General features: G+C 64.8%; 12 protein-coding genes and 1 pseudogene. 10 read left to right on the top strand and 3 right to left on the bottom strand.

What is annotated here, in order from left to right; genetic code table 11:
- Positions 1-139 precede the first annotated feature (139 nt).
- Positions 140-914: pseudogene (locus NG900_RS14290) on the top strand (GntR family transcriptional regulator).
- The gene (locus NG900_RS14285; protein WP_252681461.1) at positions 911-1,759 is read left to right on the top strand and encodes a fumarylacetoacetate hydrolase family protein; all 849 of its coding nucleotides are present in this window, start codon (positions 911-913) and stop codon (positions 1,757-1,759) included. Before NG900_RS14290 ends, NG900_RS14285 begins: the two are co-directional and overlap by 4 nt.
- 75 nt (positions 1,760-1,834) lie before the next feature.
- Here NG900_RS14285 and NG900_RS14280 read toward each other — a convergent pair whose 3' ends face one another.
- Complete coding sequence (locus NG900_RS14280) at positions 1,835-2,878, bottom strand: AraC family transcriptional regulator (RefSeq protein WP_252681459.1); 1,044 nt, start codon at positions 2,876-2,878, stop codon at positions 1,835-1,837.
- 184 nt (positions 2,879-3,062) lie between these two features.
- Between NG900_RS14280 and NG900_RS14275 the strand changes: the two genes are divergently transcribed.
- The 8 genes from NG900_RS14275 (at position 3,063) to NG900_RS14240 (ending at position 11,998) form a co-directional block, all read left to right on the top strand.
- Positions 3,063-4,745 carry a GMC family oxidoreductase gene (locus NG900_RS14275; protein WP_252681457.1) on the top strand — a complete coding sequence of 561 codons (1,683 nt, stop codon included), beginning with the start codon at positions 3,063-3,065 and terminating at the stop codon, positions 4,743-4,745.
- Positions 4,732-7,287 (top strand): flavin-containing monooxygenase, encoded by a 2,556-nt coding sequence (locus NG900_RS14270; RefSeq protein WP_252681454.1) that lies wholly within the window; start codon positions 4,732-4,734, stop codon positions 7,285-7,287. Before NG900_RS14275 ends, NG900_RS14270 begins: the two co-directional genes overlap by 14 nt.
- Positions 7,288-7,471: 184 nt before the next feature.
- Positions 7,472-8,194, top strand: coding sequence for a GntR family transcriptional regulator (locus tag NG900_RS14265; protein ID WP_252681452.1), 723 nt, complete (start codon positions 7,472-7,474; stop codon positions 8,192-8,194).
- A gap of 50 nt (positions 8,195-8,244) precedes the next feature.
- Complete coding sequence (locus tag NG900_RS14260; protein WP_252681450.1) at positions 8,245-9,030, top strand: ABC transporter ATP-binding protein; 786 nt, start codon at positions 8,245-8,247, stop codon at positions 9,028-9,030.
- Positions 9,020-9,913, top strand: a complete 894-nt coding sequence (locus NG900_RS14255) for an ABC transporter permease (RefSeq protein WP_252681447.1) — start codon at positions 9,020-9,022, stop codon at positions 9,911-9,913. Before NG900_RS14260 ends, NG900_RS14255 begins: the two co-directional genes overlap by 11 nt.
- Before the next feature lie 280 nt (positions 9,914-10,193).
- A complete protein-coding gene (locus NG900_RS14250; protein WP_252681444.1) occupies positions 10,194-11,222 on the top strand; it encodes an ABC transporter substrate-binding protein in 1,029 nt (342 codons plus the stop codon).
- 46 nt (positions 11,223-11,268) lie between these two features.
- Positions 11,269-11,667, top strand: coding sequence for a DUF488 domain-containing protein (locus NG900_RS14245; RefSeq protein ID WP_252681441.1), 399 nt, complete (start codon positions 11,269-11,271; stop codon positions 11,665-11,667).
- A gap of 112 nt (positions 11,668-11,779) precedes the next feature.
- On the top strand, positions 11,780-11,998 hold the full coding sequence (locus NG900_RS14240) for a DUF1059 domain-containing protein (protein WP_252681439.1): 219 nt from the start codon (positions 11,780-11,782) through the stop codon (positions 11,996-11,998).
- 16 nt (positions 11,999-12,014) lie between these two features.
- Here NG900_RS14240 and NG900_RS14235 read toward each other — a convergent pair whose 3' ends face one another.
- Both NG900_RS14235 and NG900_RS14230 read right to left on the bottom strand, forming a co-directional pair.
- A complete protein-coding gene (locus tag NG900_RS14235; RefSeq protein WP_252681436.1) occupies positions 12,015-12,641 on the bottom strand; it encodes a helix-turn-helix transcriptional regulator in 627 nt (208 codons plus the stop codon).
- A 163-nt stretch (positions 12,642-12,804) separates the two neighbouring features.
- The gene (locus NG900_RS14230) at positions 12,805-13,242 is read right to left on the bottom strand and encodes a multidrug/biocide efflux PACE transporter (RefSeq protein WP_252681433.1); all 438 of its coding nucleotides are present in this window, start codon (positions 13,240-13,242) and stop codon (positions 12,805-12,807) included.
- Positions 13,243-13,280 lie beyond the last annotated feature (38 nt).

The raw sequence follows: 13,280 nt of genomic DNA, 5'->3' as shown, positions 1-13,280 counted from the left end.
GCCACCGGCTGCGCTTGTCGAAACGACCTCTTGAGGTGGTTTGGTTAATTTGTGTTGCGCAACGGGAGCAAGTATAGGATACGTAATCTGTAATTACAACATCTGTAAGTCATTGATTTTTATAGACCAACAACGCACAATGTTGGTGTGTGATAGCCTTTTGTGGTGCATCCTCCCCCATCTTGGTGACGCCCGTGACTCAACCGTTACTCAAATCTGCGCGCCTGCGCACGCTCGGCATGTCGGCCGAAATCGCCACGCGCTTGCGTACGCTGATTGAAGAAGGCGAGCTGCCGCCCGGCGCCCGCATTGACGAACGCGCCTTCTGCGAACTGTTCGATGTGTCCAAGACCCCGCTGCGCGAGGCGCTCAAGGTGCTGGTGGCCGAGGGGCTCGTGCTCCATCGGCAATACATCGGCTACCGCGTGGCGCCGCTCGATCTGGAAGAGTTGCGTTCCACGTTCGAGCTCCTGCATGGGCTGGAAGCCACAGCCGGCGAACTGGCTGCGTCGCGCTTGTCCGAGGTGGCCATGGCGCGCCTGGAGCGCAAGCACCAGGCCATGCTCGAAGCACACGCGGCGGGCCGCCGCACCGAATACTTCCGCATCAACCAGGAGATTCACCAGCTCATCATCGATGGCGCGGCCAACCCGGTACTGGCCAACATCTATGCGACGCTGATGAGCAAGGTCCACCGCGCGCGCGGTGCGGCCAACGCCGACATGCTGCGCTGGCAGGAATCGCACGAAGAACACGAGGTCATCATGCAAGCGCTGCGCGAGTCGGGCCGCCCACGCTTGGCGCAGGTGCTGCGCTGGCACTCCGAGAACACCGCCAATGAAGTGCTGACCGTGGTCGCGCGCAGCCTGTCCGAACCGGCCCAAACCAAGAAAGACGCCAAAGGAAACCAATGAAACTTGTACGTGTAGGCCAACCGGGCGCGGAACGCCCGGGGCTGATCGATGCGCAGGGCCGCGTGCGCGACCTGTCCGGCGTGCTGGCCGAACTGGGGCCGCAGCAGTTGTCTGACGCAGCCCTCGCACGCTTGGCACACCTCGATACGGCTGCGTTGCCCGTGCTGCCGGACTCGCGCTTTGGCGTGCCCTGGACTGGCATCGGCAAGATCGTCGCGATCGGGCTGAATTACGCCGACCACGCCGCTGAAGCCGGCCTGCTGCCGCCTGCCGAACCCATCATCTTCCTGAAGGCCAACAGCGCCTTGAATGGCCCCAACGATGCCGTGATGCTGCCGCGCGGCTCGGAGAAGACCGACTGGGAAGTCGAGCTTGGCGTGGTGATCGGCAAGCGGGCGCAAGACGTTTCGCAGGAAGAGGCGCTCTCGCACGTGGCCGGCTACTGCGTGGTCAACGACGTGTCGGAACGCGAGTTCCAGACCGAACGCGGCGGCACGTGGGACAAGGGCAAGGGCTGCGACACGTTCTGCCCCGTCGGCCCGTGGTTGGTGACGCGTGACGAAGTGCCCGACCCGCAGGCGCTTGGCCTATGGCTGGATGTCAACGGCCAGCGCGCGCAGACCGGCAACACCGCCACCATGATCTTTGGCGTGGCCCACCTGGTGAGCTACGTGAGCCGTTTCATGACGCTGCATCCCGGCGACCTGATCTGCACCGGCACGCCGCCGGGCGTGGGCATGGGCGCCAAGCCGCCCCGCTATCTCAAGGCGGGCGACACCATGCGGTTGGGCGTTGATGGCCTTGGCGTGCAGGCACAGACGGTGGCCGCTTACGCGAAGACCTGAGTCACGCGGACAACTCACAACCGATCAGGGCCCTCAGATGAGGGCCCTGATCTTTTTGTGCCCGGGCGTATCAACTCACGCCCTGTCCCCGGCATTGCGATTCCGGAAGACGGAGGGTGCCATTCCCGTCCAACGCTTGAACGCCTGTGAGAACGTCGACAGATCGCTGAACCCCAATCGCGCGGCAATCTCCGCCAGCGTTAGGTTGCGGTCGAGCAGCAACTCCTTGGCGACCGACCCGCGCGCATCGGCCTGCAACGCGGTGTAGGTCGTCCCTTCTTCCTGCAGACGGCGCTTCAGCGTGCGGGGGCTGAGGTTCATCATGCGCGCCATGTCTTCCAGCGTGGAAGACAGGCTGCCGGGTGCCGCATTCAGATACTGGCGGACAGTGGCCGCAGCACCGGCCCGTGCGCGACGCGACTCCATCAGGCGCTGACACAGCTGCTCGCACATCGACACCGTGATCGGGTCTGCGTGCGGCAACTTCTGGCTCAGGAAGGATCGGTCGAACGCCAGGCTGTTGACACGGGCGCCACCTTCGGGATGCCTTCCGAAAAGCGCCCTGATCGACTCGGACGAGGCAGGCCCGACCAGCGTGCGCTTGGTCTTGAGCGTGACACGTGCCAGGGAGAATGCCGCGCCGCTGATCTCCTTCAGCAACAAGGCTGCTGCCGCCATATCGCGCTCGACAAGGAACTGCTTGAGCTCTGCGGCAAGGTCCGGCTCGGTGAAGGTGAGCACGCACAGCGTGCCTTCTTCTCGGTACGTGATCGTGGTGTAGGCGTACGTCAGCGGCAGGAAGCGCAACGCCAGCGCCAGCGCATCGCCGGCGGTGGCACTGGCGACCAGTCCATAACCCCACATGCCGTACGCCGAGAAGTGATACCGCGTGCCCACCTCAAAGCCTAGCCCCGCCGAAGCAGGCTTGAGCGCCCGCAGCAGGTTGGCCGTCACGCGCAACTCCTGCTCGGCGGTGATCTCGGCATTCGGATCGCCAAGCTGCTGGACAGACAGTCCACTGCCTGCGAGCAGGTGTGGCGCAGACAGGCCACGCTCGATGCCAAAGTCGACCAGCAACCGCGCGCTGGCCGGACTCCGGGTGAAGTCCCAAACGTTCATCAGGGAAACCCTAGGGAAGCCGGTTTGGCCCGAATACTAAAGAAATTGTCCCGACGCCGCATTGGTGCTTTCCCCGGTCCGACGCACTATCCCGCCATCGAGTCGCCGCACGAGCGACCGGACGACCAGGCCAACGGCCTGGTGCCCTCAAGCACATCCTTGTGCTGATCTGCTGGAGACATGCATGAACAAGACGTTTGACTACATCGTTGTGGGCGGCGGTTCGGGTGGCTGCGTTGTCGCGGGCCGCCTGTCGGAAGACCCATCCAACTCCGTTTGCGTGCTGGAAGCCGGTGGCGATGGCAACAGCGCGGTCGTGAACATCCCGACCGGCGCGGTGGCCATGTTGCCGACCCGGCTCAACAACTGGGCCTTCGAGACCGTACCGCAGCCGGGGCTGAACGGCCGCAAGGGCTACCAGCCGCGCGGCCGCATGCTGGGCGGGTCATCGGCCATCAATGCGATGGTCTACATCCGCGGGCATCGGCACGACTACGACACCTGGGCGAGCCTGGGCAATATCGGTTGGTCTTACGACGAGGTGCTGCCGTACTTTCGCCTGAGCGAGCACAACGAGCACATCAACGACGCATGGCATGGCCAGAGCGGCCCGCTGTGGGTCAGCAACCTGCGCACGGGCAACCCGTTCCAGGCGCGATACCTGGAGGCGGCCCAGCAAGCCGGCTTCCCATTGACGGACGACTTCAACGGCGCCGAACAGGAGGGCGTGGGCATCTATCAGGTCACGCAGAAGCACGGTGAACGATGCAGCGCCGCACGGGCCTATCTTCTGCCCCACATGGGCCGGCGTGGCAACCTGCATGTGCAAACCCATGCGCAGGCGCAACGCATTCTGTTTGAAGGCACACGGGCCGTGGGCGTTGAGGTGTTGATCGATGGCCAACTTCACACCTTCCGGGCCCGGCGTGAAGTCGTGCTCGCGGCCGGCGCGCTGCAGACGCCGCAGTTGCTGATGCTGTCCGGCGTAGGCCCCGCCGAAGAACTCGCACGACATGGCATCCAACCCGTCGCGCATCTGTCAGGAGTCGGCCAAAACCTGCAGGATCATCCGGACTTCATCTTCGGCTATCGCACCCGCAGCCTCGACACCATGGGAGTCTCCGTTGGCGGGGGGCTGCGCATGCTGCGCGAGTTCGCGCGCTTCCGCCAGGAACGCCGTGGCGCATTGACCTCGAACTTCGCCGAAGGCGGCGCGTTCCTGAAAACGCGCGCTGATTTGCCCGCGCCCGACATCCAGCTGCACTTCGTCGTTGCGCTGGTCGACGACCACGCCAGAAAGCCGCATCTCGGGCACGGGCTGTCGTGCCACGTCTGCCTGCTGCGCCCACGCAGCCGCGGCACGGTTACGCTGCAGAGCCACCGCCCGGCCGACGCGCCGCTCATCGACCCGGCATTCCTGCAAGACCCGCAAGACCTGGAAGACATGGTCGCCGGCTTCAAGATGACGCGCCGCCTGATGCAGGCGCCCGCGCTGGATGCCTGGATCACGCGCGACCTGTTCACCGCCGACGTGCACACCGACGACGCCATCCGCGCAATCCTGCGGCAGCGCACCGATACGGTCTATCACCCGGTCGGTACCTGCCGGATGGGCATCGATGACGATGCAGTGGTCGATCCGCAATTGCGGGTGCGAGGCCTCCAGGGCCTGCGTATTGTCGATGCGTCGATCATGCCCACGCTCATCGGTGGCAACACCAATGCGCCGACGATCATGATTGCCGAGAAGGCCGTCGACATGATCCGCGGGCGCACGCGTGTTCAAACCCATGTCCTTGCCGACGACGTGCCTGTCGCCACCCTCTCTTCTTCCCGCGTTGAGGAGCCCCAGCATGCACTCATCTGAATCCACCCTGCAGCAGGACACCGGCAAGCCGCTGGCCGCCATCATCATCGGGGCGGGGTTCGCAGGCATCGGCATGGCCATCGCCCTGCAGCGCGCGGGCGTGCACGACTTCGTTCTGCTGGAGCGCTCGCACGACGTCGGCGGCGTGTGGCGCGACAACAGCTATCCGGGTGCCGCCTGCGACGTGCCTTCGCACCTGTACTCGTTTTCGTTCGAGCCGAATCCGAACTGGTCGAGCACGTTTGCTCCGCAGGCCGAGATCCACGCCTATCTGCAGCACTGCGCACGGAAGTACGCCCTCGCGCCGCACATCCGGTTCGGCGCCGAAGTGGCCAACGCACGCTACGATGAAGACCGCGCCCAGTGGCGCGTCACGCTGAAGGACGGCTCGACCCTGCGTGCCGCCCTGCTGATCAGCGGGACGGGTCAGTTGAGCAAACCGGCCATGCCCCGCATTCCCGGCCTCGACAGCTACAAGGGACACGCCTTCCATTCCGCCCGTTGGGACCACAGCTACTCGCTCGCAGGCAAGCGGGTCGCCGTGATCGGCACGGGGGCGTCGGCCATTCAGTTCGTGCCCGCGATTGCGGACAAGGTTGGCAAGCTCAGTGTGTTTCAGCGCTCGCCGGCCTACATCATCCCGCGCCCGGACAAGCCCTACGGATCGCTCAGCAGGATGGTGTTCCGCCACCTGCCGTGGGCGATGAAGCTGCATCGCGCGGCCATCTACGTGCGGTATGAAGCGCGCGCGCTCGCTTTCACGCGCCTGCACGGCCTGATGCGCTATGCAGTCGCCAAACCCTTTCATAAGCTGCTCGCCCGGCAGGTGCCCGATGCAGCCCTGCGCGCAAAGCTGGTGCCGGACTACCCGATCGGCTGCAAGCGCCTGCTGCTGTCCAGCGAATACCTGGCGGCCGTCAGCAAGCCGAACGTGGATCTGGTGACCGATGGCATCCGCCGGGTGACGGAAACCGGCGTCGAGACCGTCGACGGCACGCATCACACCGTCGATGCAATCGTCTACGGCACGGGCTTTGCCGCCACCGAGTTCCTCTCGCCCATGCGCATCACCGGACGGGCTGGCGTGGATCTGAACGACGCATGGCGCCGCGGTGCGCAAGCGTATCTCGGGCTCACGGTTCCGGGCTTCCCGAATTTCTTCATGCTCTACGGGCCCAACACCAACCTGGGCCACAACTCGATCGTCTACATGCTGGAGAGCCAGATCGCACACGTCATGCGTTGCTGCAAGGCGATGCGCATGGCCGGTGCATCGACCATCGAAGTGGACGAACGCCGTTACAAACGCTTCAACGTGGGCATCCAGCAACGGCTGTCCAACTCGGTGTGGAGCGGCTGCAAGAGCTGGTACGTGGATGAGAACGGGCACAACAGCACCAACTGGCCCGGCTTCACGCTGTCGTACCGCTGGCTGACCCGGCATACGAGCCTGAACGCCTACCGTTTCACGCAGCCGCTGCCGCAAGGCGGAGCCATCGTCGCGGCACCCGCAGACACCGAGGAACGCGTGACCGCCAGCCTGCTGCGCGGGCTGCTGCGCTTGAGCTTCCGGACGCTGATCGGGCCGCCGTTCGGCGCGAAATTCCAGCGCGGTGTCGTCAGCCTGCTGTCTGCGCTGATGCCCGGCGTGGGCGGTGTGATCCGGTATCGCGATGTGGTTGGCAACATCCCCGTCGAGATCGTCGCGCCCAAGCGGGGCGACCTCGATGGTGTCGTCCTGTACCTGCACGGCGGCGCGTTCTGCCTGGGCAGCCCCACCACACACCGCAGCATCACGACACGCCTTGCCGTGGAATCGGGCATGCCGGTCTGGGTGCCCGACTATCGGCTCGCGCCAGAGCATCCGTATCCCGCAGCGCTGGAAGACGCCCTCGCCTGCTACCAAGTCCTGCGTAACAAGGGCTATGCGCCAGACCGCATCCTGATCGCGGGTGATTCGGCAGGCGGCGCGCTGGCACTGTCCCTGGCACTTGCCCTCAAGCAGCGCGATGCACAGGCACCGGCTGGCCTGCTGCTGATCTCACCGGTGACGGACGGCGCGCTCAACGGCACCTCACTGGCAACCCGCCGCCATGCCGACCCGATGATCCGCAAGGCCTGGCTGGAGCAAGGGCTGCATTGGTATCGGGCGGTGCTGCCCGATCCTCTTCAGGCAGACCTGCGTGGGCTGCCGCCCATACTGATCCAGGTCGGCGATCAGGAAGTGCTGCTCTCCGATTCCACCCGCCTGGCCGAACACGCCGCCGCGTGTGGGGTGACATGCCGGCTGGAGGTGCATGCGGCGCGCTGGCACGTGTTTCATCTCCAATCGTTCTATCTGCGTTCGGCTCGGGAGGCGATCCGCACGCTGGCTGGCTTTGCACAGGCGTGCGTGATGTCGTCGGCCAGCACGGCAGCGAGCGCCACCCGTGCGCGAACCGCCTATTCTTGCGACCAACCCGAGAGCAGCGGGAGCGCAGCCACGACCGGCCCAACCGCCAGCGTCAGCAACGCCACGGCGACGGAATGCCTCTGCCCGTAACCGTCGCCCCGCCACCTTCGGTGACGTAGCGCTGCCTGAAAATTGCCGGCACGGCGGCAACAGCACCAAGGGATGTGGTCAACCAACCTCATCACGGCTGCGGGTTTTCCTGTAATGCCCGCAGCCGCCAAGCTCCCTACAATGCAGAGTCATATAGATGAATAGTTGACCCGTTCACCACACCATGCCCGCCGATCTCCGCCTGCCCCGCTACCAGCAATTGCGCGATGACCTGGCCGCGCAGATCGCCCAGCAGCACTGGCGCCCCGGCGACGCCATCCCCACCGAAGCCGAGCTTGCGAAGACGTACAACGTGGCCGTTGGCACGGTCCGCAAAGCCGTGGATGTGCTCGTGACCGAGGGCCTGCTGGAGCGCTTTCAGGGCCGCGGCACCTTCGTGCGCCGGGCCAGCTTTGCCAGTTCCTTGTTCCGCTTCTTCCGCTTCCAGAGCGAAACCGGGGAGCGGCGTATTCCCGAGAGCCGCATCCTCAAGCGCGATGTGCTCGATGCGCCGTCTGCACCCGCCGCCGGCCTGCAGATTGAAACCGGCGCGCCGGTCATCCGCCTGACGCGTCTGCGTTTGCTCGACAGCGCGCCGCTGCTGGCCGAAGAAATCTGGCTGCCGCACGACCGCTTCGCCGATCTCGCCACGCTCGATCTAAGCGAATTTGGCGACCTGCTCTATCCACTGTACGAATCGCACTGCGGCCAGATCATCGCCAGTGCTGAAGAAACGCTCACCGCCGAGGCCGTCAACGCCACGTATGCGCGCCTGCTGCGCATCCAGGCCGGTGACCCGGTGATGGTGATCGAGCGCATTGCGCGCGGCTACGACCGCACGCCGCTCGAATGGCGGCGCTCACGCGGCGCGGCGGCGCACTTCCGGTACCACGTCGATATCCGCTAGCGCCACCGCCACACACCCATACCGATAACACGCATACAGGAGACAACACCATGCAAGCGACCTCACCGCCATTGCTGGACGTACGCGGCGTCACGCTGCAGTACAAGACGCGCCAGCACCTGGTCACAGCCACCTACCGCGTCGACTTCCAGGTCTACCCCGGCGAGCGCTACATCCTGCTGGGCCCGTCGGGCTGCGGCAAATCGACGTTGCTCAAGGCCATCGGCGGCTACCTTACGCCCACCGAAGGCGAGATCCGACTGAAAGGCCAGCCGGTGACCAAGCCGGGGCCGGATCGCATGATGGTGTTCCAGGAGTTCGACCAGCTCCTGCCGTGGAAGACGGTGAAAGAGAACGTGCTGTTCCCGCTGCTCGCCACCGGAAAGCTGGGTGCGCGCGAGGCGGAAGAACGCGCGCTGCACTACATCCATAAGGTCAACCTCACCAAGTTTGCCGACCACCACCCGCACATGCTGTCGGGCGGGATGAAGCAGCGCGTGGCCATCGCACGCGGCATGGCGATGGAGCCCGACGTGCTGCTGATGGACGAACCGTTTGCGGCGCTCGACGCGCTCACGCGCCGCAAGATGCAGGACGAGCTGCTGCAACTGTGGGACGAGACGCGCTTCACCGTGCTGTTTGTCACGCATTCGATTCCGGAAGCGATCCGCTGCGGCAGCCGCATCCTGATCCTGTCGCCGCACCCCGGTCAGGTGCGCGCCGAACTGCCGAGCCTCGCGCGCGGTGACGAAGACCCCGAGCGCTTCAAGGCGCTGGAAGCCGAGATCCACGACATGCTGTTCGCCCGCGCGGTGGAGGAAACCCATGCAGACTGAAACCCTTTCGATGCCCGCTGCCAACGTCAGCGAACGCGCGCCCGTCTATAACACGCCCGTGGCGTTCGAACGCATCGGCGTGGTCGAGAAACCGCTGTCCATTGCCGAGCGTTTGTACGAACAGGTATGGCTGCGCAAGCTGGTGATCCTCCTCGTGCTGGCCCTCATCTGGGAAGGCGGCGCACGCTGGCTCGATAACCCGCTGCTGCTACCGACCTTCTCCGACACGGTGCAGGCGCTGTGGGCAGGGCTGGCCAGCGGCACACTGTTTGCTCGTATCGGCACGTCCATGCAAACGTTGTTGGCCGGCTATGCATTGGGCCTGGCGCTCTCATGCGCGCTGGTGGTGCTCGGCATCAGCAACCGGCTTGGGCAAGACTTCCTGGAAACGCTCACCGCCATGTTCAACCCGCTGCCCGCCATCGCATTGCTGCCGATCGCGCTGGTGTGGTTCGGCCTCGGCAACGGCAGCCTGATCTTCGTGATCGTGCATTCGGTGGTGTGGGCGGTGTCGCTCAACACGCACGCGGGTTTCCTGTCGGTATCGAACACGCTGCGCATGGTGGGCCGCAACTACGGCCTCTCGGGCATGGGGTATCTGACCAAGATCCTGATTCCCGCGGCGTTCCCGTCCATCCTCACCGGCCTGAAGATCGGCTGGGCGTTTGCATGGCGCACGTTGATCGCGTCGGAACTGGTGTTTGGTGTGAGCTCCGGCCAGGGCGGCCTCGGCTGGTACATCTACGAAAACAAGAACCAGCTCCAGATTCCAGAAGTGTTTGCCGGCCTGCTGACCGTCATCATCATCGGCCTGCTGGTGGAAAACCTGGTGTTCCGCACGCTGGAAGCCCGCACCATCAAACGCTGGGGCATGCAGAACTAAGCAGCAGCGCCCACACACGTGCCCAGACGGTTTGGCCGTTGACGTTCCTGCCCTAGATGGCGCCTTGAATTTTCGTAAGCGGGCGGAAAAAAGGCGGGGAACTGTCTGAGCGAAGCGAGTTTTCCCCGCCTCCGCCCGGTTACGGAAATTCAAGGGGAATTCGCCATCTCGGGCGCGCCTTTCTTTGCTTACTTTCTTTGGCAAGACAAAGAAAGTGAGTCGGCCCCGGCAGGGGACGAAACCCCGAATGCACCACCAACAAACAACAAGGAGACACCCCATGCAGCAACCCCGCCGCAACATCCTCCGCCTAACCATGGCCGCCACGCTGGCAGCCTCTCTCTGTGCAGGCGCCATCAGCACCGCCCACGCAGAGGCAAAAGAAGTCCGCATTTCCCACGGCTACGGCATCCTGTATCTGCCCATCATGGTAATGGCCAGCGAGCACCTGCTCGAGAAGCAAGCCAAGGCCGCCGGCCTGGGCGACGTGAAAGCGACCTATCGCATTCTCGACGGCGGCAACGTCATCAACGACGCGATGCTCTCGGGCGCGCTCGATATCGCCTCGCTCGGCGTGCCGGGCTTCCTCACCCTGTGGGACAAGACCCGCGGCAGCGCGATGGAAGTCCGCGGCCTGTCGTCGCTCAGCTCGTCGTCGATGTACCTGATGACGCGCAACCCCAACGTGAAGACGCTGGCCGACTTCTCGGATAAGGACCGCATCGCCGTGCCCGGCATCAAGACCTCGCTGCCCGCCGTGGTGCTGCAAATGGCGGCGGCCAAGACCTTCGGCGACAAGCAGTTCAACAAGCTCGACCCGATCACCGTGCCGCTGCCGCACCCGGACGCCACCGCCGTCATGCTGGCCGGCGGCAGCCAGATCAACAGCCACATGGCGTCGCCGCCGTTCTCGTACACCGAGGCCGCCGCGCCCGGCCTGCACCGCGTGTTCAACACCGTGGACGTGCTCGGCAACATCACGCTGGACATGACCTACACCAGCAAGAAGTTCTACGAAGCCAACCCGAAGCTGTCGGCGGCGTTCGTGGCAGCGCTGGATGAGGCCAACGCGCTCATCGCGAAGGACAAGACGAAGGCCGCGCAGATCTACATCGCGCAGTCGAAGGTGAAGAGCTCGCCGGAAGAAGTAAAGAAGATCCTGGACGATCCGGATTCGCGCTTCACGACCACGCCGGTGGGAATCGCGCACTATGCCGAGTTCATGCAGCGCGTGGGCACCATCAAAAACAAGCCGGCATCGTGGAAGGATGTGTTCTTCCCAACTGTGCAAAGCCGGCAGGGTTCGTAAGCACGGAGCACAACGAGCAGCACGCAGCACCACACGGAGGCAACCCATGGCACTACGCATCGTCCGGCTCGGCGAGCCGCGCCAACCCGATGAAGGCCTGCGCATCGGCACTGTGCGGCGGCCCCCACGCGGCGTACCCAAGGAAGAATTCGCCAGCCGCGATTTCTACGACGTCTGGATGCCGCTGCTCTCACCCACCCCCGAGCTCGTCAAGCAGGCGCAGGCCGCGCAAGCCGAGCACGACGAGAAAGCGTGGCAGACGTTCGTGCGCCACTTCCGCACCGAAATGCGCGATGGTGACGCCGCGCGCCTGCTCGACATGCTCGCCGCGCTGTCGCACCAGACCAACCTGTCGGTCGGCTGCTATTGCGAAGACGAGGCGCATTGCCACCGGTCGGTGCTACGCGCGTTGCTGAAGGAGCGCGGCGCAAAGGTGGCCGACTGACCACCGACGGCTACCTACCCCAAGCAGGTGACGACGCGCGCCCCTGGCAAACCTATAACGAGAGTACGCGGCCGGCATTGGGCCGCGCCATCGTCATTCCAGGAGCACCGCCATGGGCCGCCGCTACATCGATTGCCGCGCCTTCCCCAGCGACACCAACTGCTCGGTCGCCATCAGCGCCGACAGCGATGCCGAACTGCTGGAGGCGGCCGTGCAGCATGCCGTTTCCGTGCACAAGCACACCGACACGCCCGAGCTGCGGGCGCAACTGCTCACGCTCTTCCAGGACGGCACGCCCGCCGTTGCACCACCGAAGATGGCCCCGGCCTGATACCGGTGACTGGACGCTATCGGCGCGCCGACAACGCCAGCATCAGCCGCACCACATCGCACTGGCTGTGCGTGTTCGTCTTGCGGTAGACGTGCTTGAGGTGCGTGCGCACCGTGTCGAGTGAAATGCCCAGCGTGCGGGCAATGCAGGCTGGGTCGGCACCACGCGCCAGCAGATCGGCGACGTCGGTTTCGCGGCGGGTCAGATGGAAGGTATCCGTCAGCCGGAACCCCACCGGCTGCGCAGGCGAGATACCTTGCGCGGCACCGCGCTGCCAACACAACGGCAACGCTTGCGCGAAGTGCGGCAGCAATGCCCGAGGGTCCGCGCGGCATTGCGCGAGTGCCGCTTGCGCGATGCGTTGTCTGCGGTAATCCAGCCACACCGCGCCGTGCACCTCGGCATCGACCATCGGCCAGGCGTCGATGCCATTGCCGCGCACGGCATGCAGCAGCACATCGGCTGCTCCCGCACCGCGTGACGCGACCCAGCGCCAGCGTCCATCCAGGCGCCACTGGATCATGGCCGCGGCATGGTCCGCACCGCACACATCACGCAACACGTTCATGACGCCCACGGCATCGCCCGCGCAGGCCGCCACATAGCATTGGCGCAGCACGGTTGCCGAGGCATGGGACGACATGGCGGCAGCATGCGACATAAGACGCGACACAGAACGCGGCATGAAGGCAATACGGGCGCAGCGGCTTGCGGCCACTGCGCCCGTCTTGAAAAAGGACTTCATTATAGGAAGCGCGCCTGCTGCCGCACTGTCCTTTTTGCCCTAGGCCGACCTTTGCATCAGATCAGGCCAGCGCGCGACGCGCCATCCAGCGTGCGCGCAGGTGGTCGTACGCGAGGTTGAAGAAGAACGTGTACGGCAGGAAGAACAGCATGATGCCGATGTCGATCACAAAGGCTTCCCACAGGCTCACGTTCAGCCACCACGCGCCCAGCGGCACAAGCATCACGACCAGGCCACCCTCGAACAGGCAGGCGTGCACCACCCGCACGGCCAAGGTACGCGCGAGCCTGTAGCGATGCTCCACGCGCTCGAAGATCGCGTTGAACACCATGTTCCACACCATCGCCACCCCGGCAAACATGAGCGTGAGCGCGCCCATGTGCGCGAGCGACACGCCCATCAGCCAGCTGAACAGCGGCGCGCAGATGACGGTGGCAAGCAACTCGAACGACAGCGCATGGAACACGCGCTCAACGGGGGTTTTGGGTGGGACTTGCATGGCAATGACTCCGATGAATAGGCGCCATTCTGATCGGT

It is taken from the genome of Ralstonia soli (assembly GCF_023955655.1).
Classification (GTDB): Bacteria; Pseudomonadota; Gammaproteobacteria; order Burkholderiales; family Burkholderiaceae; genus Ralstonia; species Ralstonia soli.
Note: the sequence above shows the minus strand (reverse complement) of the source record. Positions and strands in the feature narration are given on the sequence as shown.